Source organism: Hyalangium sp. (genome assembly GCF_035629615.1).
GTDB lineage: Bacteria > Myxococcota > Myxococcia > Myxococcales > Myxococcaceae > Hyalangium.
The window spans coordinates 1-24,144 of the sequence record NZ_DASPHO010000604.1 but is presented as its reverse complement, the minus strand read 5'-3'; the positions used below and the strand labels follow the sequence as shown (position 1 = coordinate 24,144).

Below are 24,144 nucleotides of genomic sequence, written 5' to 3'. Positions count from 1 at the left end.
ACGCCGAGAGGGCTCCAGGGAGTGCAGGCACCAGCTGCTTCAGGGGCGGTGGCAGCTCGCTCCGATGTGCTGTGATGACGTCGTAGGGATGCTCGTAGGGGAAGGGCGCACGGCCCGCGAGCAGCTCGAAGGCCAGCACGCCCAGCGAGTACACGTCTGCGTGACCATCCACCGTGGAGGCACCCCCAAGCTGCTCCGGGGCCATGTGGGTGTACGTGCCGAGGACGGCCGATTCATGGGTGTGGACCTGGGTGACGTTGAGTACTTCGCCCGGATCAGGCCGCAGCTTGGCGATACCGAAGTCCAGCAGCTTGATGTGGTGGCCCAGCGCGGCGGCTTCGTCCGGGCAGAGGAAGACGTTCTCCGGCTTCAGGTCGCGGTGGACGATGTCCTGGGCATGGACGTCCACCATGATGGCTGCGATCTGCTCGCAGAGGGCCAACGCGCTCTGGAGCGGCACCGGGCCGGGGGGCTGGCGCTGGATCCACTCGCGCAGGGAGAGGCCGCGGAGGAGCTCCATGGCCAGGAAGACCGTGTCTCCCAGCCGGTCGTAATGGAACACACGGACGACGCCCGGATGCTGGAGCTGGGCCAGGATCTGCGCCTCCTGGCGGAAGCGGGCGAAGCGCTGCGGATCCCCTGTCGGGTCGGGCGACAGGAGCTTGAGGGCCACCTGCTGTCCCATCTCCTCGTGGACGGCGGCGAAGACCTGCCCCGTGCCGCCTTTGCCGAGCAGGTGCAGCAGGCGGTAGGGACCAACGTGGGTGGGAGAAGGGGGCTCCATGGTGGCAGGAGCTACTCTTCCCTCAACGCCCCCTGGAAGCAACGCACGGTGTTTCACGTGCCCCTGGCACTCAACCCATCGCGGCCACAGGGCAGCTTCGCGAAGGCCTCGTCGGTCCGTCGGTACAGCGGATCACACACCTCGGGCAGGAGCGGGCCGACCCATTCGATGGCGTCCTTGCCCGCGTAGTACGGTGGGAGGTGGGGCAGCAGCCCTCCGGCTCCCCCTTGGACGTCGGTCGCTCCGAAGACGACCCTGCCCACTCCATGCAGCAGCAGGGCCCCCATGCACATCACGCACGGCTCCAGCGTGGAGTAGCAGGTCATCTCCCGCGCTCGCGGCCACAGAGCCTTGTCCGTCACCTTGAGAGCGCTCATCTCCGCATGCGCGCCCGGATCGTAGACGGGGCTCAGCACCGAGCTCGCCCCCTCCGCGATGACGGTGCCGCCCAGCACGAGGAGCGCTCCGACAGGCAGGTTGCCCTCGCGCTCGGACTGGAGCGCGAGCTCGACGGCGCGCTCGAGGTAGGCCCGATCACTCGGGTTCGACGGGGAGCCGGTCATGTCCGCCAGATCCTCGGTCAGTCCCGCTTCCACCGCAGCTGGAACTCGAGCTCGTCGACCCCCTCCTCGCGCTCGTGCTCGATGTTGAAGATCGCGTCCGCCGGGATGTGGAGCCGCTCACCGGCGACCTGGATGCTGAAGGCCTTTCCGGCCTCGATGGAGTCCGCCAGGCGCCGCAGCTTGGCGACGAAGTCCTTCCGCGGGTAGGCCTTCTCGACGTCTCGTTCAGGTCGTCTGGGCATGGGAAATTCTGGCCCGTGAGGGCTGTCAGCGTCCAGGGGACATCGCTCGCCGACAGCTCCTCCTTCGAGGCGCCCCCTTGAGCCTGGTAGCGAGCACTGCGGAGAGCAGGTGGGTGGCATCCGCGCGGCAGGTAGGTTATTCCCAGGGGCACGCGGGCTGTCTGGCGTCATGGGTAGGACACGGTCATGGATCTCGGCAAGGCGGGGTGGCTCTCCTCGATCCTCGAGGAGGCGGTGGCGGCACACAGCAGTGTGTCTGCTCCCGCGGTAGCCTCCGGCCTGTCCGACGCGAACGCCTCCGGCCGCGCCCAGGCGCGCGCCTACTTGCGCCAGACGCTGCGTGCCTCGGGCCTGCTGTATGGCACCCCCATGGAGGGGACGCCGCCCCTTGAGGGGGACTCGCCCGCGGGTGGCTCCGGCAGCAAGGCCCGAGCGCCCGAGGAGCAGCTCTTCCTCGCGGTGGTGCGCACCCTGGCGCGGATGGCGCTGGACATCGCGCTGCTCACCGGGGCTTCGACTCGGCCGAGTGAAGACCAGCTCCTGCTGCTGTTCGCCGTGTTCACGGGCGAGCTGGACGTGGCCGAGACCCTGAATACGAAGCTTCAGGAAGGCAGCAAGGCCACCCGACGGCTCCAGGGGAAGGTCGAGGGAGCGCTCGCCCGGAGGGCCATCTCCCTGGCGGGAGACCCCGTCTACGGGCTGGTGCTCCACAACGGAGCGCTGTACGCCGACGCGCAGATGTTCGGCCGCCAGGCCATCGACTACTTCTCCCGCGAGCGGTTCCACCGCGCGGCCGCCCAGCGACGCATCGACTTCGCCGCCAGGCAGAAGGCGCTGCTGGTGAAGGTGCTGGCGGGGCTGTCCTGCGCCGATCGCGAGCCGAGCTACGCCACGCGCCGGGCCATCCTCCGGCAGGTGGAGGATCTGGCGCTGCCCTCTGCCATTCAGGCCGACCTGAAGGCAGCGGTGAAGAAGTCCTTCGAGCACCGGCTCGGGGTCCGCACCATGGTGGCCGAGGTGCGCAGCAAGGACATGCAGCACTTCATCCTGGAGCAGACGCTGCTGGCCTCGCTGGTGGACGGCCAGCGCTCTCGGGGCGAGCGGGCCTTCATCCAGGAGCTGGCCAACGCGCTGCGCGTGCCGGACGACGAGCTGCACCGGCTGGAGCTGGAGATGGCCGAGTTCTACGCTCGGCACCGCTCCGTGGTGGATGTGTTCACCGTGTCGGCCGCCGCGGGGCTCATGGGAGAGGACTTCGTCAGCCGGATCCAGGAGACGCTGGAGAAGAACCTCGGCAGGTTGATGCAGGAGGTGCGGGAGACAGGGGATCTGGCGGTGCTGCTGGCCAAGGTGGCACGAGGCCAGAGCCTGACCCGGGATGAGCGCCGACGGATGAAGTCGCAGATCATCGACGTGGCCAAGGCCATCCCCGCGTTGGCGATCTTCGCCGCGCCGGGGGGAGTGCTGCTCCTGATCGCCCTGTCCAAGGTGCTGCCCTTCAGTCTGCTGCCCAGCTCGTTCCAGGACGAGCCCGCAGTTCCGCCCCTCGCCAGGCTCCCTGCGGGGGAGACAGCAGCAGAGGACTCCGAGGCACGAGAGGTCTCCAAGCGTCAGGCCGGGTGACTCCAGGGCAGAGACAGCGAGCGTCCGAGCTCCAGCTCCAGGCAGGTGCCTGAACACCGTCCCTGGGCGCAGCGGACGGCGCGGACTTCGTGGTCTACTCGCCCGCACGCCTCAACGCCCTCTGGGCCAGCGCCAGGAGAGGTTCATATGAGGGACGGTCCCCTCCGACGCCTCATCAAGAAGATCGCGCTGCTGCGCTACACGATCGATCTCGGCATCACTCGCCTGATCCTCCGCGCCAAGGGGGAGCCACGCTATCGCCTGACAGGTTCATGCAACGGCTGTGGCAAGTGCTGTGAGTCCCCCATGATTCCGGTGAGCACGCCCGTGTTCCGCCTGCGGTCGCTGCGCTGGCTGGCGCTCACCTGGCACCGCGTCATCAACGGCTTCGAGCTCATCGGCGAGGATCGCCGCCTGAAGCTCTTCGCCTTCCGCTGCACGCACTACGATCCCGTCACGAAGCAGTGCGACTCGTACGACAGCCGCCCGGGCATGTGCCGGGACTATCCGCGCAACCTCCTCTACGCCGCGCTCCCGGAGTTCCTCCCCGAGTGTGGTTACCAGGCTGTGTACAAGAAGGCCGAGGGGCTCCGGAAGTCGCTGGAGCGGGCCAACCTCCCGCCCGAGAAGCTCCAGGAGGTGCTGAAGAAGCTCCACCTCGAGGAGAAGGAGTGAGCCTCGGGCCGAGGCCCGCCGTGTACAGAGCAGGCTTGTCGCTGCCAGCCCGATCATTGGCACCGCGAGCAGTTGACTCTCTGTCTGTAGACAGTCGCACCTATGCGGCCTGGGCCGAGCCGTAGCGGGGCACTATGCTACCCCCTCATCCTTGGGGCGGCCCACCGGGGGGATGTCCATGAACGTGCTGGAGCTGGATCAGGACCCTGCAGCGGTAGGGGTCTATGAGAGCTTGAATCGGTTCGTCACCCTCGCTGTCACCGTGACCCATGTGTTGCTGGTTGCCTCGGTGTGGGGCCGGTGGAGGGACATCATCCTCCTCACGGGGGTGTTCGTCCTGTTGGTGGGCTTCAACGTCCTCGTTGCAAAGCAGTTCTTCTCGGAGCGGGCGCGCACCGTGGATGCCGCCCGGCTGATCATCAACCTGCTGGCCAACTTCGTCTTCGGCCATTTCTCTGACTGGCAGCTCCCGGTCTGGCTCTACCTCCCGCTCAACGTCCTTTGGATTGACACCCACCTCGCGCGCTGGTTTCGCTACGTTGTCTTCGGGCTGATCCTGCTGACGGGGATCGTCGCCGTGCTGGAGGGCTGTTCGCCGCTCGTGCCGCTCGTCTTCATCGTCATCTCAGCGCTCGTCTATGGCATCTCCAACGCCCGAGTGGCCTTGTTGAAGATCGTCCTGGAGCGGCTGGCGCAGCGGCACCAGGAGCTCGCACGCGCCCACGAGGAGCTGGCGCAGGCCCACCAGCGGGGCCGTGAGCAGGATCGACTCTCCAGCCTGGGCATGCTCGCCGCGGGCATCGCGCACGAGATCAACAACCCGCTCTCCTACGTGAAGAGCAACGTGAACGCCCTCTACCGGGATCTGCGAGCCCAGAAGGAGCTGCCTGAGGTGCTGGGCGAGTATGTCACCGAGGTGCTCCCGGCCACCCTGGATGGCATCCAGCGGATCGCCACCATCGTCTCGGACCTGCGCCGCTTCGCCCGAGGGGATCCCGAGCCCATGGTCGAGTACGACCTGAACGAGGAGATCCAGGCCGCCTTGCGCATCACCCACGGCCGGATCGAGGCACGGTGCAAGGTGGAGCTGGAGCTGGGCCCCTTGCCCCGGATGATGGGCAAGCCCCAGCAGATGGCCCAGGTGGTCATCAACCTGCTCATCAACGCGGCCCAGGCCATGAAGGAGCACGGGAAGATCGCCATCTCCACCCGGCAAGAGGGCGAGGAGGTGGTGATGGTGGTGCGGGACACCGGGCAGGGGATGTCCCCCGAGGTGCTGGACAAGCTCTTTCAGCCCTTCTTCTCCACCAAGCCCCTGGGCGAGGGCACGGGCATGGGGCTCGCGGTGGTGCATGGCATCGTCACGGCCCACGGCGGGCGAATCCAAGTGGAGAGCCAGCCCGACCAGGGCACCACCTTCACCCTCCGCCTGCCGCGGGTCCTGCCTGTGCGGCCCGTGGCCCAGGCGTCGCAGACAGGGGACGCTCCGGCTTGACGCGGTAGGCCCCCGTCTTGAGGTCCACGGACACCCGGGGGGGGCGCTTTGTCTCCTCGAAGATCCGCCAGCCCGGCTCCAGGCCCCGCCAGAAGGTGAGGAGCTGCTCGTTGGCGTGCGGCAGCTTCGCCAGCTCGGCCAGGCCGGCGGCGTCCAACCGGCGGGGGAAGATGTGGATGGGCACGTTGCGGCCCATCTTTGCCCGCGAGTCCAGCGTCAGCACGTACAGCTCCTCGATGGGGCCGTCCTCGATGGCGATGCAGCCGATGCTCACGCAGTTGCCGTGGACCATGATCGCGCCGCCGAGGGGCCGCTTGCCGAGGATCCGATCAGACTCGTTCGGGTAGCTCACCCGGATGGAGAGGTGGTAGGTGCTCCGGGGGTTGAACAGATCGATGGTGTAGAAGCCCTCGGGCACTTGCAGGTCCCCTTCCTGGCGCTTGGGCCCCAGCTCGCCGGACGCGTAGCAGACCGGGTACGTCTTCACCTTCGTCAGCGGCTTGCCCCGGGCTCCTGCCCAGACCTCCACCTCCTTCTCGTGCTTGAAGGCGCGCAGGTACAGCTCCTCCGGCGGGTAGGACACCCCCGCGGCCGCGAAGAGCTCGGAGAGGATCTGGGCTTTGTTTTGACGCGCAGCGGCAACCCGATCCTTCGCATGGGCCGTCAGCGCACAGGTCAGCAGCAGGCAAGTCAGAGCGATTCTCACGGGAGCCTGGGACACTGCCCGCGCGCGGGATGTTCCTCCAGTTGTGAACAGTTTCCTGAGGGTTTGCAGCGGCCGCGTTCGACGGCCTACCGTGCAGGTCTCTACCTTCCCTCCCCCCCACAACCCGAAAGGCAGGTTCAGAGATGTCGAAGATCTATGAGGCTCCCGGTCAGCCCGGCAGCAAGATCCAGTTCGAGAGCCGCTACGGCAACTACATCGGTGGTGAGTTCGTCCCGCCCGTGCGCGGCCAGTACTTCGAGAACATCACCCCGGTGACGGGCAAGGCGTTCTGCGAGATTCCCCGCTCCAACCACGAGGACATCGAGAAGGCCCTGGACGCGGCCCACAAGGCCAAGGCTTCGTGGGGCAAGACGTCCGTCACCAGCCGTGCGGACATCCTCAACAAGATCGCCGACCGGATGCAGGCCAACCTCGAGAAGCTGGCGGTGGCCGAGACGTGGGACAACGGCAAGCCCATCCGCGAGACGATGGCGGCGGACCTGCCGCTGGCCATCGATCACTTCCGCTATTTCGCGGGCGTCATCCGCGCGCAGGAGGGCAGCCTGGGCGAGCTGGATGAGAACACCGTCGCGTACCACTTCCACGAGCCGCTGGGCGTCGTAGGCCAGATCATCCCCTGGAACTTCCCACTGCTGATGGCGGCGTGGAAGCTGGCGCCGGCGCTGGCCGCGGGCAACTGCGTGGTGCTCAAGCCCGCCGAGCAGACGCCAGCCACCATCCTCGAGCTCATGAAGCTGGTGGGGGACCTGATTCCTCCCGGTGTCCTCAACGTGGTGAACGGCTTTGGCATCGAGGCGGGCAAGCCGCTGGCCAGCAACAAGCGCATCGCCAAGATCGCCTTTACCGGTGAGACGACCACCGGTCGCCTCATCATGCAGTACGCGTCGGAGAACATCATCCCGGTGACGCTGGAGCTGGGCGGCAAGTCGCCCAACATCTTCTTCGCGGACGTGTTCGACAAGAGCGACGACTTCGCGGAGAAGGTGCTCGAGGGCTTCGCGATGTTTGCCCTCAACCAGGGTGAGGTGTGCACCTGCCCGTCTCGCGCGCTGGTGCAGGACAAGTTCTACGACGCCTTCATGGCGAAGGCCGTGGAGCGCACCCAGAAGATCGTCCAGGGCAACCCGCTGGATCCGAAGACGATGATCGGCGCGCAGGCCTCCAACGATCAGCTGGAGAAGATCCTCTCGTACATCGACATCGGCAAGAAGGAGGGCGCCAAGGTCCTCACGGGTGGCGGCCGCGCGAGCCTGTCGGGCGCGTTGGCGGAGGGCTACTACGTGGAGCCCACCATCTTCGAGGGCCACAACAAGATGCGCGTCTTCCAGGAGGAGATCTTCGGCCCGGTGGTGTCGGTGACGAGGTTCAAGGACATGGAGGATGCGCTCTCCATCGCCAACGAGACGCTGTACGGCCTGGGGGCGGGCGTGTGGACGCGGGACACGAACACGGCGTACCGCATGGGCCGGGCGATCCAGGCGGGCCGCGTGTGGGTGAACTGCTACCACCTCTACCCGGCGCACGCGGCGTTCGGCGGCTACAAGCAGTCAGGCATCGGCCGCGAGAACCACAAGCTGATGCTCAACCACTACCAGCAGACGAAGAACATGCTGGTGAGCTACGACCCGAAGCCCATGGGCTTCTTCTAGGCCGTGGCGGAGGGAGGCTCCATGAGCGTGGCGCGAGTGGCGGTGACGCCTCAGGCCGAGGCGCTGCTGCGCAAGCTGCAGGGAATCCATGGCCCGTTGATGTTCCACCAGTCGGGAGGTTGCTGCGACGGCAGCGCGCCAATGTGCTTCCCGAGGGGTGACTTCAAGGTCGGCCAGCAGGATGTGTTCCTGGGGACGATCGTGGACACGCCCTTCTACATCTCCGGCCCGCAGTTCGAGTACTGGCAGCACACCCACCTGACGGTGGACGTGGTGCCAGGGCGGGGGAGCGGCTTCTCGGCGGAGGCTCCCGAGGGTGTCCGCTTCCTCATCCGCTCGCGGGTCTTCGAGGACGCGGAGTACCGCGCGCTCCAGGAGGCAGGGCCTCCTCCGCGCGGGCCTCAGCACTGAGGCACGGGGTAGGGGTGGGGGTCCGTCCCTCACCCCTGCACCACCCCCGGGAGCGCCTCTGCCGGTGCCGGGCTACGGCACGGCGTGGCGCTCCCAGTCCTTCCCCCACTGCTTGAGGGCCAGCTCCAGGGTGCGAGCATTCTCGGGCACCCGGCTCAGGAAGCGCTCGCGGGTGGCCGCGTCCGGCATGTCCGCCGCGCGCAGGCTCATGCAGCGTGAGGCCTGGCGCAGGGCCCGCTCGCCGGAGCTGGTGTCTCCTTGCGCGAAGCAGGCCTCGGCCAGCGCCAGCCACGCCCCTACCGCCCCGTCTCCCAGTCCTCCCATCCGCTCCAACAGCTGCACGCCCGACTCCACCTCTGCCCGCGCCTCCGCGACACGCCCTTGGGCCCGCAGCGTCACGGACAGGAGCGTGCGGGCGATGAGCTGGAAGTGCAGGAGCACGCCGACGAGCTCACACGCCTGGCGGACGTGGCTCTCGGCCTCCGAGTGCCAGCCCTGGGCTCCCGCCACCTTCGCCAGTGCGAGGTGGGCCACGCCCAGGTGCAGCAGGTTGCCCTTCGTCGTCTCCAGCAGGTGGCGCGCCAGGTGGCCCGTCTCCTCCTGGTGCGCGGGCTCGGGGCTGCTGGACAGGACCAGGACCAGCTGCATCTGCGTGGCCGCGGTCGCGTATGTCTGGCCGGCCCGCTGGCAGGTCTCCACCGCGTCGCGCAGCACCTCGATGGCGCGGGGCATGTCCCCGGCTGCCTCCAGCGTCAGCCCCCAGACGGCCTGGGGCGCCGTCCGGTTGCGCTCCGAGTTCACCTCCCGGAACGCCCGGACCGCCTCCTCTGCCTGGAGACAGGCCTGCCAGGGGCGGGGCTCCAGGAAGTGGTGGACATAGGCCCGCGCGCAGTACGTCCAGCCCCGCGCGATGTTGTCCCGCGACAGGATGTCCACCCCCACCGCGTCCAGGCTCTCCAGGACGGTGAGGGCCTCCCTCCGCAGCCCGCACCAGCTGTTCATGGCGGTGAGGAAGGTGGCCGTCTCGATGTAGCTTGTCCTGGCCTCGGGAGCCGGGGGAGTGCTCAGCAGGAGCATGCCCAGCCGGGCCACGTCCGCATGCCGGCCGCACTGGGCGCCCATGAGGATCATCCCTCCCGTCACCCGGGCCCATGGCGCGCTGCCCAGGGCCAGCTCGGGCTGGACCTTCTCTCCCACGCGGAACAGGCGCTCGAAGTCCTCCCGCCAGAAGGCGATCAGCACCTCCAGGACGCGCAGCTCCGCCAGCGCCGGGCCCACGGGCTCACAGGCCAGGGCCGCCTCCAGGCAGCGCTCCGCACCCGGCATGTCCTGCCGCTCGAAGAGCCGCTCGCCGGCGCGGGTGAAGAAGTGCACCGCCCGCTCCTGCTGCTGCCCCAGCTGGTAGTGCTCGGCCAACACCCAAGGATCCTGCTCTCCCGTCCGCTCCAACCACTCCCCGGCCACGCGGTGCCCGATGGGCCTGAGACCGCCAGGCACCAGGCTGTAGGCCGCGTCCCGCACCAGCGCATGGCGGAAGCGGTACTCGGTCTCTCCCGGGAAGCGGCTCCCAGGCTGGCGTTGCACCACCTCCAGCTCTGTCAGCTGTTGAAGGTTGCGCTCCAGCTCCTCCAGGGAGAGCGTGTCCCTCAGCAGCGCCTGGACGCCCCGGCTCCAGAAGGCGCGGCCAAAGATGCTGGCGGCCAGCAGCGCGCGCCGAGGCCGGGGCTCCAGGCGCTGGAGCCGGGTCTGGAGCATGGCCAGCACCGTGCCCGGCGTCTCCTGGCCGTGCCCCTCTGCCTCGCTGCGGATGAGCTCTTCCAGGAACAAGGCGTTGCCTGCCGACTGCTCCACCACGCGGGCCACCGTGGCCTCGGGCACCTGGCGGCCCAGCACCTCGTGGATCAGCCGGGTGCAGGCTCTCTGGCTCAGGCCCCGCAGGGGCACCTCTTGCAGGTGGGGCCCCCAGAGCTCTGGGAAGAGCTCCTTCACCTCGGGACGGGCCAGCGCCAGCACCAGGAGCGGCCGCCCGGCCAGCTCGAGCAGCAGCTCGTCCACCAGCTTCACGCTGGGCGCATCGCTCCAGTGCAGATCCTCCAACACCAGCAGCACTGGGGCCTTGGAGAGCTCGGCCTGGAGGAAGGTGACCAGGGCGCGCGTCACCTGGACGGTCATCAGCCGCGGATCCTCGCGGGCCGCGCGCAGCTTGGGGCTGTCCTCGCGAGAGAAGGCCACCCCGCACAGCTCTCCGAGGAACTCGAGGGTGTCCTTCCTCAGCTCCGGCGGCAGGGACTGATTGACGCGCCAGGCCAGCTTCCTGCGCCGGACCTCCAGCGGCTCGCCATCCAGGATGCCGCACAGCCGGCGCACGGCCTCGCCCACCAGGCCATAGGCGGAGCCCGCGTTCATCGGGTCGCCGCGCCCGAGCAGCACGAGCATGTGCTGGTCCCGGTGCTCCAGGCGGCGCAGGAACTCGTGGCGCAGGCGGGACTTGCCGGTGCCGGGCGGGGCGGTGACGAGCAGGGCCCGGGCGGAGGTGTCCTCCACACAGGCGGTGAAGGCCAGCTCCAGCATGGCCAGCTCCTGCTCGCGGCCCACACAAGGGGTGGGGCGGCCCAGGAGCGGGCGGGACTCATCCACGCTCAGGTGCTCGCCGTGCAGCAGGAAGGTGCCGGAGGTGGGGGACTTGTCGAGCTGGAAGCGAGGGCCCAGCAGCCCCGCGGTGGTCGCGTCCAGCGTCACCTGGCTCCTGGCGGTGGGCTCTCGTGCCACCTTCCGGAGGAACTCGCCGGCCCGGTCCATCACCTCGCCAACGGGCAGCGGCTCGCCGCGCAGGGTCAGTCCGGTGGCGAGCACCACGAAGCTCTCGTCCCAGCGCTCCTTGACGGCCAGGGCGCAGTGGGCAGCCAGGGCCGCTTGATCGGTGGCGGTGCCGCGCTCCAGCTGGAAGGTCGCCAGCAGCGAGCCGTCCACCAGCATCTCGGCGCACGCCCCGTGTGTGCGAAGCTCTTGCAGCAGAGGGATCATCCGCCGTCGGGCCTGCTTCACCTCCTCGGGGTCGAGCGTGGGAGTCTCCTCGGCGCTCACCTGAGCGGTGGCCAGCAGCACGCTCACCAGGTGCTGCTCGGCTTGAGTCAGGTGGAGAGGTGCCTGCGGCCTGGAGGGGCTTGGGGGAGGCACCTCGGAGAGAGTCCCCAGCTCATGCAGCGCGTGCTGCAGGTGTGCGGCATCCGGGATTCGCTTCGCCGGGTCCTTCGCCAGCATCCGGTCCATCAGCGCCTGCAGCTCGGCGGGCAGCTCGGGCCGCACCGTGCCCAGCCGTGCGGGCTCGGAGAAGAGGATCTTGGCCAGCACCGCGGTCAGCAGGGGGGCACGGAAGGGGGCCTGGCCCGTGAGGCACTCGTACAGCACGCACCCCAGGGAGAAGATGTCCGCGCTGGGGGCAATCTCCTGCTGGCTCGAGGCCTGCTCGGGCGCCATGTACCCCGGGGTGCCGAGCACGGCGGCACTGCCCGTCAGCGCCTGGGAGGTGGCCACCAGCCGCGCCAGCCCGAAGTCCAGCAGCACCGCGTCCTCCATCCGCCCGCCGCGCAGGAAGAGGTTGGAGGGCTTGATGTCGCGGTGGACGATGCCCTGGCTGTGGGTGATGGCGAGCCCCTGGGCAATGCGGCGCATCAGGTTCAGCGTGTCCGAGAGGCTCAACGGCTGACGGACCAGCCGCTGCGCGAGATCCTCACCCTCCAGCCACTCCATGGCGAGGAAGGGCTGGCCCTGCTCGGTGAAGCCATGGGCCACGTAGGAGACGACGCTGGGGTGGTGCACCTCCGAGAGCAGCCGGGCTTCGCGCGTGAAGCGCCGGGCCGAGTCGGAGTCTGCCGCCGCCTGGATCAGCTTCACGGCCACGGGCTGGCCGTTCGTGGTGTCCAAGGCCCTGTAGACGGAGCCCATGCCGCCGCGGCCTGCCAGGCGTTGAAGGAGGAAGCGGCTTGCGAGCAGGGTGCCGGAGGCAGGAAGGGTGAGCGTCGGGGGGGCGTATGGCATGGAGGGCGACGGAGCAGGAATCCATCCCGGGGGCTCGTCGCAGCAGAGTGTACTGGAAGAGGGGAGCCCGCCGGAATGGAGGGCCCGCCCACGTCGCTAGCGGTTCTCCTCCAGCGGGCCCTCACCATCCCGGAGGGGGTTGTCCTCGCCGCGCTGATCGTTCTGCTCGAAGGGGCCCTCGCCGTCGTTGATGACGCCCTCCTTGTCGCCGATCTTGCCGTCGCCGATCTTCTTGTCCGTTCCGGAGCCGCCAAACCCGTCGCGGAAGCCATCCGCGGCCTCCTTGCCGGCGTTCTCCACTTCCTTGGCGGCCTCGCCAATCTCCTCGCCCGCTTCACGGGCTCCCTCGCGCACATCGGCCTTGCTGCGCTCGCTACAGCCCACCGCGAGCCCGGTCAGCCCCAGCAGACCCGCGAGTACGAAACCCTTCCAGCCTTGCCTTGTCATCGTTCCTCCCAAGTCTCGAATCGTCCTTGAGGGAAACCTAGGCATTCATTCCCGGACGGGAGGAGAGAGGGAGCGGGGGAGCGAGCGGTCACTCTCCAGGCTTTCCGCCGAGCTCCACCTGGAGCAGCACGGTCTCAGCGAGCTGCTCCAGAGGCTTCAGCGGGCATACCGGGTCAGAGCCCAGGCCCGCCAGACGCATGGCTCTGCTCCCACCTCGCCACGGTCTACGTGGGCCGCGCACTGCCTCGCCAGCGAGTGATCGTCATAGAGCCCCTGCGCGTTGGGACGAGCTCCGAACTTCGCCGCGAAGTCGCGCTCCAGTGCGTTGCACAGGGATGAGTGGAAGGAGCCGTGATCAAAGCCCAGGACCTCTGAACCCAGCAGTTGCCCTCCGGCCTCCGGTTCCTGCCTCCTCATGAGGCACTGGTACACCCCGGGAGCACCCTCCCGCTCGCCGGGTGTGCAGCGCTGGAGGAAGTCATCGGCATCCTCGCGGGCCAGCGCCAGCCCTAGGATGGCCGCATCGCTGTCTCCGGGGACGAAGCGCGCGCAGAACTCCCGCGCTGCCGCCAGCGTCAGGAAGACGTTCGGCCAGCCGAAGTCTTGGTCGAACCGGGATGTCGCCCACGAGATGAGCTCGGGCACGCGGTCGCGCGGGAGGTCGAAGTCTTCGGCCTCGGTGAGGCGCTCCGCTTCCTCCATGTGGACCCATTCGAGGGCCCAGGTGTCAGGGGCCACACTGGCCAGGCAATCGGAGGCGGTCCAGAGCGTGGCCGGGACGAGGCTGGCATCCCAAAACGTCCCTTCGCGCGCCACGGGCCGGGCGACGAGGTATCCACCAGAGACATGGCTGGAGTCTGCCTGCTCCTTCATGTGAATTCCTTTCGAGAGAGCGCCTGTTCTGGGAGTCAGGGGCCATGACGTGGCAGAGTGGCCGCGATTCAGGCGCCCAGTCCCTGCCATGAGGACAGGCTGACCCCGGGCGCGACAAGGGGGGAGCATGATGAAGTGGAGGAAATCGCCCGAGGCGCTCGTGAATGCCTTCCAGTCGGCACTGCCGGAGGACGCACGGGTCGAGCGTCGGAAGATGTTCGGCTACCCGTGCGCCTTCGTGAACGGAAACATGTTCACCGGCCTGCACCAGGAGAATCTCATCGTTCGCCTCGCCGAGGGGGATCGCCAGAAGCTGGTGAGTGAAAAGGGGGCGGAGATCTTCGCGCCGTTCCCCGGGCGGCTGATGAAGGAGTACGTGTCCCTGCCTCCTGCCATCATCGACAGCGCGAAGGAGCTGAAGGGATGGCTGCGGCGCTCCCTCGAACACGCCGCCACCCTTCCGCCCAAGGGAGCGAAGAGAGCGGCGCCGCGGGCCGCGAAGAAGCCCGCAGCCGCCAAGGCCGGGACGGCCAGGAAGCGAGCCACCTCGAGCCCAGCAAAGAAGAAGTCCTCGGCCTCGCGAGCCCGCTCAGCAAGGTAGAGCCAAGCGGGCTGGAGGCGGGGGCCTGTCAGGCCCTCTCGAGCCGGAAGACAAGCCGGCGCAAGTCCTCGTTCACCTTGATGAAGTGGGAGTTGCCCTTCTCCTCGGCGAGCTGGGCCTGGATCTTCGGCAGCGCCTCGCGGGCCTTCGTCGCCGCCTCCTTCGAGTCACCCACCAGCCAGTCCAGCGCCTGGATGAGGGCGAAGCGCGCATCCAGGTCCTTCTCAGCAAGCCGCTCGGCCATGGCCGCCGCATGCTGCGGGCTCCCCGAGCGCCCCAGCTCCAGCGCCGCACGCTCCACCACGCGCACCTCCTTGTCCCCCAGCTTCTGCGCCCAGCAGCCCGCATCCACGGTGCACGCCTTCACCGCCTCCAGCACCTTGCTGTAACGGAGGATGGCCTCCGCCCGCTTCAGCCCGAGCGCGTCCGGATTCTCGCAGCCGTCCCCACCGTACTCCTGGCACTCCTTGGTGGTGACGGCGGGCTCGGCCTGGGCCCACTTCGCCAAGAGGGGCAGCTCCTGCGCCTCTCCCAGCAGTGCCACGCCGCGCATCGCCGCCTCGCGAGCGTACCAGTCCCCCTTCTCCGCGGCCTTCTGCAGCGCTGGCACCGCGTCGCGCCCGCCCAGCATCACCAGCGCTCGCACGTAGGAGGTCCGCACCGTGGGATCCTCCTCGCTCACCAGCGCGGCGATCGGACGCACCGCCGCCTTCGCGCGGATCCTCCCCAACGCCTCCGCCGCCTGCATCCTCACCAGCGCCTGGATGCGAGGCTCCTCGTTCGTGAAGGAGAGCTGCTTGGTCAGCACCGCCTCCCCCCGGCGATCCCTCAGATCGCCGAGGACCTGCGCACCCTTCATCACGTAGCTGGCCGGGTGGACGCCGTTGTCCTTCGCCCACTTCGCCAGCTCCGCATCCCGGTTCTCCATCGCCGCGATCACGGCATCCACCGCGGGGGTGCCCACCTGGTAGAGCGCGAAGGAGCTCTCCACATAGAAGGAGATGCCCTTGCGCTCCTTGGTCAGCATCCGCATCAGCAGGGGCACCGCGCGGGGGTCTCCAATGCGCCCCAGCGCCTCGATGGCCTTCTTGCTGAGGAAGGGCTCGGCGTCCTCATTCGAGGCAAGCTTGAGCAGCGGCTCCACCGCCCCGGGCGCGCGCAGGATGCCCAGCGCCTGGATGGCCTCGATGCGGGTGTAGCTGTCCTTCGCGCGCAGCAGCTCCGTCAGCGCCGGCGCTGCCCGCGGGTCTCCCAGCTTGCCCAGCGCCGCCGCCAGCTCCTTGTTCGCCAGGGCGGTGTCGGAGTCCGTGGCGCCCGGGTCCAGCGCGGCCTGCAGCGCCTCGAGGGAGGAGGGGCTCTTGAGGTCGCCAATGGTACGCGCCAGGGCAGCCTTCACCTCCGGCCGCTTCTCCGAGGCCAGCTTGCCATGCAGCATGGGCAGGAAGCTCTCTTGCAGGTTCCCGGAGGTACGCAGCGTCTCCAGCACCTGCACCCGGCCGTCCTTCTTCTTCGCGCTGCTGAGCTGCTTCTCCCAGTACTCAGGTGTCTTGGGGTCACCCTTGCACCCCGAGAGGACGGCGAGAGCGAGCGCTAGGCTCAGCGCGGCGAAGGAACGGAGCATGGGGCCTCCTGGGAGGTGGCTGCGGGGTGGGTGGTATGTGCAGTCGTAGCGCTCCTTGAAAGAACGGGTCAAACCCCCCGGGTTGGTTGAGGTAGGCTGGTCAACGACATGGCCTCGGACACTGTCCTGGATTCGCAGAAGCGCTCCTGGAAGCGCCGCACGTACCTCATCGATCGGGAGTTCCAGCTCAAGTACATCTTCATGCTGGGCTCCATCGGAGCGGGCAGCATCGGCCTCTTCGGTGCGCTGGCCTGGTGGGCCCACACCGCGGCGCTCGAAGCGGGCTCGGGCTCCGAGGGGTTCGCCGGGATGACGATCCTCTGGCTCACCGTGCTGGCGGTGGTGGGCACGGCGGTGGCGCTCGGCCTCTTCGGCCTGGTCTTCACCCACCGCGTGGCGGGCCCCGTGTACGTGATGAACCTCTATGTGGAGGCGCTCGCGGCGGGGCACTACCCGCGGCTGCGGCCGCTGCGCAAGTACGACGAGCTGAAGAAGTTCTTCGATCGCTTCAGCCACGCGGTGGAGCGCATCCGCGCGCGCGAGGCGGACGAGGCCCAGGCGCTCGCCCACGCCCTGGCGGTCTTCCAGCCGCTGGCGGCCTCCGAGGAGGCCCGCGCCGCGCTCAAGACACTGGAGGAGCTGCACTTGCGCAAGCGCGAGGCCGTAGACAGGCCTGTCAGCGGCAGCCACCCCCTGCCTCCCCCGCGTTGAGGCGCGAGCGGAAGGTCCTTCACCCGACACCTTCATCCCCATGCTCTCCCCGCGAGAGCGGGGGCTTGCGTAGGAAGAGCTCCCGATGAGCCGACCCCGCATCGTCTTCATGGGCACGCCCGAGTTCGCCGTGGCGTCGCTCCAGGCCTGTTTCGACGTCGGCGACGTGGTGGCGGTCGTCACCCAGCCGGACAAGCCCAAGGGGCGCGGCAACGCCCTGGCCATTCCCCCGGTGAAGGCGCTGGCGCTCGAGCGCGGCGTGATGGTGCTCCAGCCCGCGAAGCTGCGCACCCCGCCGTTCTCCGAGGAGCTGCGCAAGCTGGCGCCCGACGTGTGCGTGGTGACGGCCTACGGGAAGATCCTCCCGAAGGACTTGCTGGAGGTGCCTGCCCACGGCTGCGTCAACGTGCACGCCTCGCTGCTGCCCCGCTTCCGCGGCGCCGCCCCCATTCAGTGGGCCATTGCTCATGGGGACACGGAGACGGGTGTGGCCCTCATGCGCATGGACGAGGGGCTGGATACCGGGCCGGTCATCGCCATGAAGCGCCTGCCTATCGCCCCGGACGACACGAGCGCCGCTCTCCACGAGAAGCTCTCCCGGCTCGGAGGGGAGCTCCTTCGTGAGTCGCTCCCGGCGTACCTGCGCGGGGAGCTGAAGCCCGTGCCGCAGCCCACCGAGGGCATGGTGCTCGCGCCCATCATCCGGAAGGAGGACGGGCTGCTCGACTTCAACCGGCCGGCGGTGGAGCTGGAGCTCCAGGTGCGCGCCTTCACGCCCTGGCCGGGCGCCTTCACAGGGCTGAACGGCGCCCGCTTCAAGGTGCACCGGACGAAGGTGGGCACGGGGAGCGGGGCTCCCGGCACGATCCTGGCCGCGGGCCCGAGCGGGCTCGAGGTGGCGTGCGGGGAAGGCTCGCTCGTCCTCCTGGAGGTTCAGCCCGAGGGCAAGCGGGTGATGAGCGCCGGCGAGTTTCTCTCCGGCCACAAGCTGGCACTGGGAAGCCAGCCGTTCGCGGCGCCGGTGGAGAGCAAGAGCTGAGAGCTGTTGGAGCCACGAGAGGAGACACGCGGATGGGCAAGAGACTCCTGGTGCTGCACGGGCCGAACCTGAACCTTCTCGGAGAGCGGGAGGGCACTGCGGGCAGACGGTTCGAGGACCTCAACAGCGCGCTGCGCTCCCGAGCCGCCGGCCACGACATCGAGCTGAAGATCGTCCAGTCCAACCACGAGGGCGTGCTCATCGACACGCTCCACGCAGAGCGGCGAAGCATCCACGGCGTGGTGGTGAACCCCTCGGGACTGTTCGGCTCGTATGCGCTGAAGGATGCGCTGGAGGCAGTGGGTGTGCCCGCGATCGAGGTGCACCTGGACAGCGCGCGCGCGAAGCAGTCCGTGCTGAAGGCGGCCTGCGCGGCGCAGCTCAGCGGCAAGGGCTTCGACAGCTACCTCCAGGCGATCGATCGCTTCGCCCAGGGAGATCTCTCCGCCGACCTCAAGCGCGGAAAGGCCGCGGCGCCTGGGAAGGCGAAGACGATCGGCCGCAAGGTGGAGGCCTCCAAGCCCGACGTGGAGGCCCCTGCCAAGACGATCGGCCGCAAGGCGGAAGCGCAGGCGCCCGCACCCGCGAAGGCGCTGGCACGCACGGCGGAGGCCGGTGGGCCCGCAAAGACGCTGGGACGCAAGGCGCAGGCGGAGCCCCCTGCGAAGGCCGAGCCAGGGAAGTCGATCGGACGTGGCTCGAAGGGGACACCCGCGGCGGACCTGCTCAGTCGCGCGCTGGTGCGGCAGAAGATCGCCGAACGGCTCTCTGGGAAGCTGACGGCGGGAGCGCTGGCGAGCTGGGCCCGCACGCAGTGGCTGGAGGTGCAGCGGGGGGCGCCCGCGGAGAGTGGCTACCGGGACATGCTCGAGGACAACCTGCAGACCCTCACCCTCTCCACCATGCCTGCGAGCCGCCTCTCGGATGAGCAGCTCGTGGACATGATGACCCAGCTCGAAGAATGAGCGCGCGCGCCCTCGCCATCCAGGTGCTCGCCCGTGTACGGGCCACCGACGCGTACCTGAACGTCGTGCTCGACACGATGCTGTCGGAGTCCCCGCTGAAGGATCCGCGAGACGCGGCGCTCGTCACGGAGCTGGCGTATGGCGCGACCCGGCGGCAGCTCGCGCTGGACTACGCCATCGCCCGCTTCGCGGACCGGAAGCTGGACTCGATGGAGGATCGGGTGCTCGCGGCCTTGAGGGTGGGGGCCTATCAGCTCTTCCACACCCGCGTGCCCGCGCGCGCGGCCGTGGCGGAGACAGTGCAGGCCCTCAAGGATCTGGGGATCGCCCGTGCGGCGGGCTTCGTCAACGCCATCCTCCGCAAGCTGGCGGAGCTGCCGGGTCCTCCGCTGCCGCAGGAGGGTGACGTCGCCGAGTACCTCTCCATCCGCGAGAGCCATCCCCGGTGGCTGGTGGAGCGGTGGATCCGCCACTTCGGTCGCGAGCGCGCCGAGGCGATGCTCGTAGCGGACAACCAGACGCCGCCGATCGTGGTGCGCGTGAACACCACGAAGGTGACTCGCGACTCGCTGCTGGCCCAGCTCCGCGAGGTGGGGCTGGAGGTGCAGCCCACCACCGTGTCTCCGGTGGGGATCATCCTGCCCTCGCTGGGGCGCCTGGAGGACGTGTACGGCTACTCCGAGGGGCTCTGGCAGGTACAGGACGAGGCGGCGCAGCTGGTGGGCGTGTACGCGGCTTTCCCGGAGACAGCGCGGGTGCTGGATGCGTGCGCGGCCCCGGGCGGCAAGGCGTGTCACCTGGCGGAGGCGCACGAGGTGGTGGCCGCGGACCTTCACGCCAACAAGCTGCCGAAGATCGAGTCCGAGGCGAAGCGGCTGGGGCTCCAGGGGCGGCTGCATGCGGTGGCGCATGACGCGACGCAGCCGCTGCCGGCGGAGCTTGGCGAGTTCCACGCCGTGCTGGTGGACGCGCCATGCTCCGGACTGGGGACGCTGAGGCGCCACCCGGAGCTGCGCTACCGGCGCAAGGAGGAGGACATCGGCCGGCTGGCCTCGCTCCAGCGCCGCGTCCTGGAGAACTGCCAGGAGGGGGTGCCGCCCGGAGGGCTGCTGGTGTACGCGGTGTGCACCACGGAGCCTCAGGAGGGGCAGGACCAGGTGGACATGTTCCTGCGGAGTCACCCGGAGTGGACGGCGGAGCCTCCGGTGCTGCAGGGGGTGAAGCTGCCGCAGAGTCAGGCGTGGCTGCGCACCCTGCCGGGACCCGAGGGCTGGGATGGTTTCTTCGCGGCCCGCCTGCGTAAGCTGTACTGAAGAGGGAGGCCCACGGATGGACTCGAGGAGAAGCCCGCTCGGGCGTGCTGCGCTGCTCCTGGTGGCGCTGGTGGCGCTGCCCGCGGCGGCGCAGGGGAAGAAACCGAAGGAGGGCGCCTATGTCCCGGCTCCCGCGGACCAGATCCCCGGGTACTCGGCCAAGGTGATGCCCTGCGAGATCATCGAGGAGCTGATCCCTCCACGTGTCAACTGCGAGGGAGAGCTGCTGGAGGGCAAGTCGCTGCGCGAGCTGGCCATCCTGCGCAACACCATCTTCGCCCGCTATGGCTGGGCCGGCTTCCGGAAGCCGTGGCTGCGCGATCACTTCCAGAAGCAGCCCTGGTTCAAGCCGAACCCGAAGTTCACCTACAAGCTGCTGTCGGACGCGGACCGGAAGAACGTGCACTTCATCGGCGTGCGCGAGCAGTCCTTCACCGAGCGTGAGCTGCGGCGCATGGAGGACACGATCTTCGCGCGGGCGGGGAAGGTGTGGAACGACGTCTACGAGTGGAAGCTGAAGGACGGCCGCACGGTGCGCTCGTGCGCCGAGCCTCAGGATCCGCTGGACGAGAAAGAGGGCTGCACCGGGGCGAACTGCGAGGGGACGCACTCGCGTGACTGCTTCTTCCGGGAGGAGAAGTGGTACCGGCCGGACCCGAAGTTCAGCGAGGACAAGCTGTCGGCCGAGGACCGCATTGATCTGGGCCTCATCAGCCGCTCGCTGGGGAGCTTCGCCAGCGACACCGGGAAGCTGGAGAAGGGCGCTCAGGCCTCTCTGGATCGAGTCATCTCCGTCCAGGAGCTGCGCCAGCTCTCGCTGAGGGACCTGCGGCTGCTGCGCAACACCCTCTACGCGCGACGCGGTCGGCCCTTCAAGTCGAAGATCCTCCAGGCGCACTTCAAGGCCATGAGCTGGTACCGCCAGGACCCGAACTACACCGACGCGCGCCTGACGGAGAACGACAAGCGCAACATCGCCCTCATCCGGTCGGTGGAGGACGAGTTCGGCGGGCCGCTCAAGGACGAAGACTGGCTGATCGACCCAGCAACGGACGCGGCCTGATAAGGCCGCAGCCGCCCCGGGTGGGTGGCAGAGAGCAGAGACAGGATGCCGGTGCCACCTCGAGAGGTGCGGGGTGCCGTGGGGCGCCCCAGCGCGCGCCGGCTTTGCGAAGGCGAAGCAGTGCGAGGGTGAACCCAGCGTCGGGATTTCGGCTGCCACGGTTCGAGCGCGGTGAGATAACCCCGCGCATGCTCTTCGTTCTCCCCTCTCGTCGCACGCTCCTCCCCGTGCTCGCGGTCCTGGCGGCGTTGTCCGGCTGCGTCTCCGCTCAGTCCGCCGCGAAGGAAGAGGCGCTGCTGGCCTCAGAGCCGCCTCCCAAGCGCAAGCTCCAGTGGGGCATTGTCATCCACGGCGGGGCAGGCGCTATCCGCCGCGAGGCGCTCACCCCCGAGAAGGAGGCCGCGTACCGCGCGAAGCTCACCGAGGCCCTCCAGGCCGGCCACGCCCTCCTCGCTCGAGGCGGCACCAGCCTGGATGCCGTGAGCGCCGCCATCCGCATCCTGGAGGACTCGCCCCTCTTCAATGCCGGCAAGGGCGCTGTCTTCAACCACACCGGGCAGAACGAGCTGGACGCCTCCATCATGGACGGCCGGACGCTCGCGGCGGGCGCCGTCGCAGGGCTACACCACGTGAAGAACCCCATCGATCTGGCGCGCAAGGTGATGGAGAAGTCCTCGCACGTGATGATGGTAGGAGAGGGCGCGGAGGCCTTCGCCAAGGAGCAGGGCGTCGAGCTGGTGCCCGCAGAGTACTTCCACACCGAGGAGCGCTGGGAGCAGCTCCAGAAGGCGCTGGAGAAGGAGAAGGCCTCCCAGGGCGCGGCCACGGGCGAGGAGAAGCTCGGCACCGTGGGGGCGGTGGCGCTGGATCAGGCGGGGAACCTGGCGGCGGGCACCTCTACGGGCGGAATGATGAACAAGCGCTACGGCCGCGTCGGGGACTCGCCCATCATCGGCGCGGGCACCTACGCGAACGCGCGCTGTGCCGTCTCGGCCACGGGGCATGGCGAGTACTTCATCCGCTACACCGTGGCGCGCGACATCTGCGCCCGCCTGGAGTACCTGGACCTGCCGCTGCAGGAGTCCGCGAGCTCGCTGGTGATGGATGTGCTGGTGAAGGCGGGGGGCGAGGGCGGCGTCATCGCCATGGACGCGCTCGGCAACATCGCCACCCCCTTCAACTCCACCGGCATGTACCGCGGCTCCATGGGCGAGGACGGCACGCCCCACGTGGCCATCTTCCAGGAGTGAGCGGCTCCTGGGTCCGGGCGGCGGCTACTCCTCGACCGCTGCCGCCAGCTTGAAGGCCTCGAGCACCGCCGCGGAGGCGCGATCCAGATACTTCCCCTTGCGGATGAGCAGGCCGATGGGCCGGGAGACGGGCCCCTCGGCAAACGGCTTCACCACCACCGTGCCGTTCTGCACCTCGGCCTGGCAGGTGGACAGCGGGAGGATGGCCACCCCCAGCCCCATCTCCACCGCGCGCTTGATGGTCTCGACGTTGTCCATCTCCATCACGGGGTTGAGGTCCAGGTTCTTCTCGCGGAACAGCCGGTCCAGCGCCTTGCGCGTGGGGGCCTCGCGATCGAAGGCGATGAAGGGCACTCCGGACAGCGCCGTGAGGCTCACCTTCGCCTTGCTGGCGAACGCGTGGTTGGGCGCACATACCACCCCCAGCTTGTCGTCGCGGAACGGGAGGATGTCCACGCCCGCGCGCGGCTGCGGGTAGGCGACAATGCCGATCTCCGCCGCCCCGAGGATGACGTCGTCATACACCTGATCATTGCGCCGGTAGTTCAAGCGCATGTTCACCTTGGGATGCGTCTTCAGGAGCTGCTTCTGCACGTTCTGCAGCTCGTGCAGGCCCACGGAGTAGATGGTGGACACCGTGCTGGTGCCCTGCACCTCGCTGGCCTGCTCGCGGATCTCCGCCTCCACCTCGGCGAAGCGGGCGAGGATCTCCTTGCACCCGCGGAACAGGCGCTCGCCTGCTGGCGTGGGAGTCACCTGGCGAGCGCTGCGCGACAGGAGCTTCTGCTCGTACCGGTTCTCCAGCGCGCGGATCTGCTGGCTCACCGCCGACTGCGTCACATGGTTGAGCTGCGCGGCGCGAGAGAAGGAGCCCGTCTCCACCACGTCACAGAACATCTTGAGGGATTCTAGCTGCATAAGAGCGCCTCCTACACTGGAGCTGAAGCATTAGGCCAGAATTAATTAGCTTTTCTTACGCCTCCGCGCCACGAATGCGGCTTGTTGCCAGGCAGGAGGGCCGGTGGGCGCTCAGCCACGAAGGGAAGGGAGAGACTCCTCGCCAGGTGCTCAGGAGGGCCTGGGTTCCGTGGGCCGAGGAGCGAGGTAGGGGCGAAGCAGGACGTAGAGGGCTGGCGCGAGCGCGATGAGGGCGGCTCCGCACATGGCCTGCACACGGCCGACATGGGCAGCGGCGCTGGTGATCAGCTCGCACTCGTTCGGGCTGATGGGCCCGCAGTCGGCCGGGGCGAAGAGGCCGCGCAGGCCCAGCACCAGCAGCCATGCTCCGCCGAACACCATGCCTGCGGCGAGCCCGACGAAGGCGGCGCGGCCGAGCGAGGAGCGGGGCGGTGGGGGGGAGCTGTCCGGGGTCGCGCTCATGGCCTTGGAGCTATCACCGCCCGGGCGCGAGCGCCATAACCTGCGTATGCTGTGGAGCCATGCGAATCCTCTACGGTGTCGTTGGCGAGGGCATGGGACACGCGACGCGCTCGCGGGTGCTGCTCGAGGAGCTCACGAAGGAGCACGAGGTTCACATCGTCGTCTCCGGGCGCGCACGGGACTACCTGGAGAAGCGCTTCCAGAACGTGCACGGCATCTGGGGCTACACCCTGGCCTATGAAGGCAACTCGGTGAGCAAGTGGCAGACGCTCTTGCAGAACCTGCAGGGCGCGGTGGCGGGCTGGCCGCAGAACGTCCGCCAGTACTTCGAGCTGGCGGAGAAGTTCCAGCCGGACGTGGTGGTGAGCGACTTCGAGTCCTTCAGCTACATGTTCGGTAAGGTGCACCGGCTGCCGGTGATCAGCGTGGACAACATGCAGATCATCAACCGCTGCAAGCACGAGCCGGAGCTGCTGGCGGGCTGGGAGGATGCCTACGAGGCCACGCGGACCCTCGTCAAGGCCAAGCTGCCAGGCGCGTTCCACTACCTCGTCACCACGTTCTTCTACCCGCCGGTGCGCAAGGAGCGCACCACGCTGGCGCCCTCCATCCTCCGGCCGGAGATCCTCGAGGCGAAGTCCGAGCCGGGCGAGCACCTGCTGGTGTACCAGACG

At 68.7% G+C, this 24,144-nt stretch carries 23 protein-coding genes; 13 read left to right on the top strand and 10 right to left on the bottom strand.

Annotated features, from left to right (window positions below):
* From VD972_RS30640 to VD972_RS30630, 3 genes are all read right to left on the bottom strand, one after another.
* A partial coding sequence (locus VD972_RS30640) for a serine/threonine-protein kinase (protein ID WP_324992321.1) occupies positions 1–784 on the bottom strand: 784 nt, incomplete at its 3' end.
* Positions 785–837: 53 nt separating this feature from the next.
* Positions 838–1,380: a nucleoside deaminase gene (locus VD972_RS30635; RefSeq protein WP_324992320.1), complete on the bottom strand. Its 543-nt coding sequence runs from the start codon at positions 1,378–1,380 to the stop codon at positions 838–840.
* Positions 1,365–1,589 carry an amphi-Trp domain-containing protein gene (locus tag VD972_RS30630; RefSeq protein ID WP_324992319.1) on the bottom strand — a complete coding sequence of 75 codons (225 nt, stop codon included), beginning with the start codon at positions 1,587–1,589 and terminating at the stop codon, positions 1,365–1,367. The genes VD972_RS30635 and VD972_RS30630 overlap by 16 nt, the downstream gene beginning before the upstream one ends.
* A gap of 186 nt (positions 1,590–1,775) precedes the next feature.
* Here VD972_RS30630 and VD972_RS30625 point away from each other — a divergent pair, with 186 nt between their 5' ends.
* The 3 genes from VD972_RS30625 to VD972_RS30615 all read left to right on the top strand — a co-directional run bounded on the left by VD972_RS30625 (position 1,776) and on the right by VD972_RS30615 (position 5,382).
* Positions 1,776–3,212, top strand: coding sequence for an LETM1 domain-containing protein (locus tag VD972_RS30625; protein WP_324992318.1), 1,437 nt, complete (start codon positions 1,776–1,778; stop codon positions 3,210–3,212).
* Positions 3,213–3,359: 147 nt separating this feature from the next.
* Positions 3,360–3,887, top strand: coding sequence for a YkgJ family cysteine cluster protein (locus VD972_RS30620; protein ID WP_324992317.1), 528 nt, complete (start codon positions 3,360–3,362; stop codon positions 3,885–3,887).
* Between the two features lie 178 nt (positions 3,888–4,065).
* Positions 4,066–5,382: a sensor histidine kinase gene (locus VD972_RS30615; protein ID WP_324992316.1), complete on the top strand. Its 1,317-nt coding sequence runs from the start codon at positions 4,066–4,068 to the stop codon at positions 5,380–5,382.
* On the opposite strand, the gene VD972_RS30610 is transcribed toward VD972_RS30615, so the two are convergent.
* Positions 5,306–6,088, bottom strand: a complete 783-nt coding sequence (locus tag VD972_RS30610) for a L,D-transpeptidase family protein (protein WP_324992315.1) — start codon at positions 6,086–6,088, stop codon at positions 5,306–5,308. The two genes, VD972_RS30615 and VD972_RS30610, sit on opposite strands and share 77 nt — an antisense overlap.
* Before the next feature lie 143 nt (positions 6,089–6,231).
* On the opposite strand from VD972_RS30610, the gene adh reads away from it, so the two are divergent.
* Together adh and VD972_RS30600 are read left to right on the top strand one after the other, a co-directional pair.
* On the top strand, positions 6,232–7,758 hold the full coding sequence (gene adh, locus VD972_RS30605) for an aldehyde dehydrogenase (protein WP_324992314.1): 1,527 nt from the start codon (positions 6,232–6,234) through the stop codon (positions 7,756–7,758).
* A gap of 21 nt (positions 7,759–7,779) precedes the next feature.
* Complete coding sequence (locus VD972_RS30600) at positions 7,780–8,169, top strand: DUF779 domain-containing protein (RefSeq protein WP_324992313.1); 390 nt, start codon at positions 7,780–7,782, stop codon at positions 8,167–8,169.
* A gap of 72 nt (positions 8,170–8,241) precedes the next feature.
* On the opposite strand, the gene VD972_RS30595 is transcribed toward VD972_RS30600, so the two are convergent.
* The 3 genes from VD972_RS30595 to VD972_RS30585 all read right to left on the bottom strand — a co-directional run bounded on the left by VD972_RS30595 (position 8,242) and on the right by VD972_RS30585 (position 13,527).
* On the bottom strand, positions 8,242–12,207 hold the full coding sequence (locus tag VD972_RS30595) for a serine/threonine-protein kinase PknK (protein ID WP_324992312.1): 3,966 nt from the start codon (positions 12,205–12,207) through the stop codon (positions 8,242–8,244).
* Positions 12,208–12,303: 96 nt separating this feature from the next.
* Positions 12,304–12,654: a hypothetical protein gene (locus VD972_RS30590; protein ID WP_324992311.1), complete on the bottom strand. Its 351-nt coding sequence runs from the start codon at positions 12,652–12,654 to the stop codon at positions 12,304–12,306.
* A gap of 156 nt (positions 12,655–12,810) precedes the next feature.
* The gene (locus VD972_RS30585) at positions 12,811–13,527 is read right to left on the bottom strand and encodes a hypothetical protein (protein WP_324992310.1); all 717 of its coding nucleotides are present in this window, start codon (positions 13,525–13,527) and stop codon (positions 12,811–12,813) included.
* 127 nt (positions 13,528–13,654) lie between these two features.
* Between VD972_RS30585 and VD972_RS30580 the strand changes: the two genes are divergently transcribed.
* Entirely contained in the window at positions 13,655–14,128 is a 474-nt protein-coding gene (locus tag VD972_RS30580; RefSeq protein ID WP_324992309.1) for a TfoX/Sxy family protein, read from the top strand.
* Positions 14,129–14,156: 28 nt separating this feature from the next.
* Here VD972_RS30580 and VD972_RS30575 read toward each other — a convergent pair whose 3' ends face one another.
* Positions 14,157–15,749 (bottom strand): HEAT repeat domain-containing protein, encoded by a 1,593-nt coding sequence (locus VD972_RS30575; RefSeq protein ID WP_324992308.1) that lies wholly within the window; start codon positions 15,747–15,749, stop codon positions 14,157–14,159.
* A 108-nt stretch (positions 15,750–15,857) separates the two neighbouring features.
* Between VD972_RS30575 and VD972_RS30570 the strand changes: the two genes are divergently transcribed.
* The 6 genes from VD972_RS30570 to VD972_RS30545 all read left to right on the top strand — a co-directional run bounded on the left by VD972_RS30570 (position 15,858) and on the right by VD972_RS30545 (position 22,090).
* Positions 15,858–16,460 (top strand): signal protein, encoded by a 603-nt coding sequence (locus VD972_RS30570; protein ID WP_324992307.1) that lies wholly within the window; start codon positions 15,858–15,860, stop codon positions 16,458–16,460.
* A gap of 85 nt (positions 16,461–16,545) precedes the next feature.
* Positions 16,546–17,499, top strand: coding sequence for a methionyl-tRNA formyltransferase (fmt, locus tag VD972_RS30565; RefSeq protein ID WP_324992306.1), 954 nt, complete (start codon positions 16,546–16,548; stop codon positions 17,497–17,499).
* 32 nt (positions 17,500–17,531) lie between these two features.
* Positions 17,532–18,464, top strand: coding sequence for a type II 3-dehydroquinate dehydratase (locus tag VD972_RS30560; protein WP_324992305.1), 933 nt, complete (start codon positions 17,532–17,534; stop codon positions 18,462–18,464).
* Positions 18,461–19,777 (top strand): 16S rRNA (cytosine(967)-C(5))-methyltransferase RsmB, encoded by a 1,317-nt coding sequence (gene rsmB / locus VD972_RS30555; protein WP_324992304.1) that lies wholly within the window; start codon positions 18,461–18,463, stop codon positions 19,775–19,777. The genes VD972_RS30560 and rsmB overlap by 4 nt, the downstream gene beginning before the upstream one ends.
* Positions 19,778–19,793: 16 nt before the next feature.
* A complete protein-coding gene (locus tag VD972_RS30550; RefSeq protein WP_324992303.1) occupies positions 19,794–20,840 on the top strand; it encodes a YARHG domain-containing protein in 1,047 nt (348 codons plus the stop codon).
* 188 nt (positions 20,841–21,028) lie between these two features.
* Positions 21,029–22,090 carry an isoaspartyl peptidase/L-asparaginase gene (locus VD972_RS30545; RefSeq protein WP_324992302.1) on the top strand — a complete coding sequence of 354 codons (1,062 nt, stop codon included), beginning with the start codon at positions 21,029–21,031 and terminating at the stop codon, positions 22,088–22,090.
* 24 nt (positions 22,091–22,114) lie between these two features.
* Here the strand turns inward: VD972_RS30545 and VD972_RS30540 are convergent, their stop codons facing one another.
* Together VD972_RS30540 and VD972_RS30535 are read right to left on the bottom strand one after the other, a co-directional pair.
* The gene (locus tag VD972_RS30540; protein ID WP_324992301.1) at positions 22,115–23,008 is read right to left on the bottom strand and encodes a LysR family transcriptional regulator; all 894 of its coding nucleotides are present in this window, start codon (positions 23,006–23,008) and stop codon (positions 22,115–22,117) included.
* Positions 23,009–23,158: 150 nt separating this feature from the next.
* A complete protein-coding gene (locus VD972_RS30535; protein ID WP_324992300.1) occupies positions 23,159–23,470 on the bottom strand; it encodes a hypothetical protein in 312 nt (103 codons plus the stop codon).
* A gap of 59 nt (positions 23,471–23,529) precedes the next feature.
* On the opposite strand from VD972_RS30535, the gene VD972_RS30530 reads away from it, so the two are divergent.
* Positions 23,530–24,144: glycosyltransferase family protein (locus VD972_RS30530; protein ID WP_324992299.1), on the top strand; the 615-nt coding region annotated here is incomplete at its 3' end.

Excerpts from the sequence above, each read along its gene's own strand:
- adh (WP_324992314.1), top strand. The coding sequence starts at position 6,232 with ATGTCGAAGATCTATGAGGCTCCCGGTCAGCCCGGCAGCAAGATCCAG.
- VD972_RS30585 (WP_324992310.1), bottom strand. The coding sequence starts at position 13,527 with ATGAAGGAGCAGGCAGACTCCAGCCATGTCTCTGGTGGATACCTCGTC.
- VD972_RS30620 (WP_324992317.1), top strand. The coding sequence starts at position 3,360 with ATGAGGGACGGTCCCCTCCGACGCCTCATCAAGAAGATCGCGCTGCTG.
- fmt (WP_324992306.1), top strand. The coding sequence starts at position 16,546 with ATGAGCCGACCCCGCATCGTCTTCATGGGCACGCCCGAGTTCGCCGTG.
- VD972_RS30625 (WP_324992318.1), top strand. The coding sequence starts at position 1,776 with ATGGATCTCGGCAAGGCGGGGTGGCTCTCCTCGATCCTCGAGGAGGCG.
- VD972_RS30570 (WP_324992307.1), top strand. The coding sequence starts at position 15,858 with ATGGCCTCGGACACTGTCCTGGATTCGCAGAAGCGCTCCTGGAAGCGC.
- VD972_RS30595 (WP_324992312.1), bottom strand. The coding sequence starts at position 12,207 with ATGCCATACGCCCCCCCGACGCTCACCCTTCCTGCCTCCGGCACCCTG.
- VD972_RS30550 (WP_324992303.1), top strand. The coding sequence starts at position 19,794 with ATGGACTCGAGGAGAAGCCCGCTCGGGCGTGCTGCGCTGCTCCTGGTG.
- VD972_RS30560 (WP_324992305.1), top strand. The coding sequence starts at position 17,532 with ATGGGCAAGAGACTCCTGGTGCTGCACGGGCCGAACCTGAACCTTCTC.
- VD972_RS30545 (WP_324992302.1), top strand. The coding sequence starts at position 21,029 with ATGCTCTTCGTTCTCCCCTCTCGTCGCACGCTCCTCCCCGTGCTCGCG.
- VD972_RS30630 (WP_324992319.1), bottom strand. The coding sequence starts at position 1,589 with ATGCCCAGACGACCTGAACGAGACGTCGAGAAGGCCTACCCGCGGAAG.
- VD972_RS30590 (WP_324992311.1), bottom strand. The coding sequence starts at position 12,654 with ATGACAAGGCAAGGCTGGAAGGGTTTCGTACTCGCGGGTCTGCTGGGG.
- VD972_RS30535 (WP_324992300.1), bottom strand. The coding sequence starts at position 23,470 with ATGAGCGCGACCCCGGACAGCTCCCCCCCACCGCCCCGCTCCTCGCTC.
- VD972_RS30540 (WP_324992301.1), bottom strand. The coding sequence starts at position 23,008 with ATGCAGCTAGAATCCCTCAAGATGTTCTGTGACGTGGTGGAGACGGGC.
- rsmB (WP_324992304.1), top strand. The coding sequence starts at position 18,461 with ATGAGCGCGCGCGCCCTCGCCATCCAGGTGCTCGCCCGTGTACGGGCC.
- VD972_RS30600 (WP_324992313.1), top strand. The coding sequence starts at position 7,780 with ATGAGCGTGGCGCGAGTGGCGGTGACGCCTCAGGCCGAGGCGCTGCTG.
- VD972_RS30575 (WP_324992308.1), bottom strand. The coding sequence starts at position 15,749 with ATGCTCCGTTCCTTCGCCGCGCTGAGCCTAGCGCTCGCTCTCGCCGTC.
- VD972_RS30615 (WP_324992316.1), top strand. The coding sequence starts at position 4,066 with ATGAACGTGCTGGAGCTGGATCAGGACCCTGCAGCGGTAGGGGTCTAT.
- VD972_RS30580 (WP_324992309.1), top strand. The coding sequence starts at position 13,655 with ATGATGAAGTGGAGGAAATCGCCCGAGGCGCTCGTGAATGCCTTCCAG.